A 674-nucleotide genomic window follows, 5' to 3' on the forward strand; every position below is an offset into this window, starting at 1 on the left:
CTTCCGGCCCTGCCGGTGCAATACGCCGACTTCGCGTCCTGGCAGCGCGGCTGGCTCCAGGGGGACGTGCTCGCGAAGCAGGTGGCGTGGTGGAAGGAGCAACTCGCGGGCGCGCCGCATGTCCTGGAGCTGCCCACCGACAAGCCGCGCCCCACGCAGCGCTCCCCTCGCGGCGCGCTCCTGCCCCTGCACCTGCCCCGCGTCCTGGGTGAGCGTTTGGGGGCACTGGCTCGGCAGGAAGGCGCCACGTCGTTCATGGCGCTGCTGTCCGTGTGGCAGTTGCTGCTGTCGCGCTACAGCCGGCAGCAGGACCTGCTGGTGGGCTCGCCCATCGCGGGCCGCAATCAGGGGGAGCTGGAGGGCCTGGTCGGCTTCTTCGTCAACACGCTGGTGCTGCGCGCCCGCATCAACCCGGACGCGTCCTTCCGCTCGCTGCTCGCGCAGGTGCGGGACACGACGTTCGCGGCCTACGAGCACCAGGACCTGCCGTTCGAGAAGCTGGTGGAGGAGCTTCAAGTCGCGCGCGACCTGGGCCGCACGCCGCTGGTGCAGGTCATCTTCGCGCTCCAGAACGCACCGGGCGGGACGCTCCAGGCGCCGGGCCTCACGCTGCGCATGCTGGACGTGGACAGCGCCACGGCGCGCTTCGACCTGGGCCTGCTGCTCACGGAGAC

Annotated in this window: 1 protein-coding gene; it reads left to right on the forward strand. The window is 71.5% G+C overall.

Translation table 11 applies throughout. The annotated features are described in order from the left end of the window. Positions 1 to 674, forward strand: a 674-nt coding sequence (locus D7X12_RS41705; RefSeq protein WP_244225110.1) for a condensation domain-containing protein, incomplete at both ends; no start/stop codon positions are given.

It is taken from the genome of Corallococcus sicarius (assembly GCF_003611735.1).
Classification (GTDB): Bacteria; Myxococcota; Myxococcia; order Myxococcales; family Myxococcaceae; genus Corallococcus; species Corallococcus sicarius.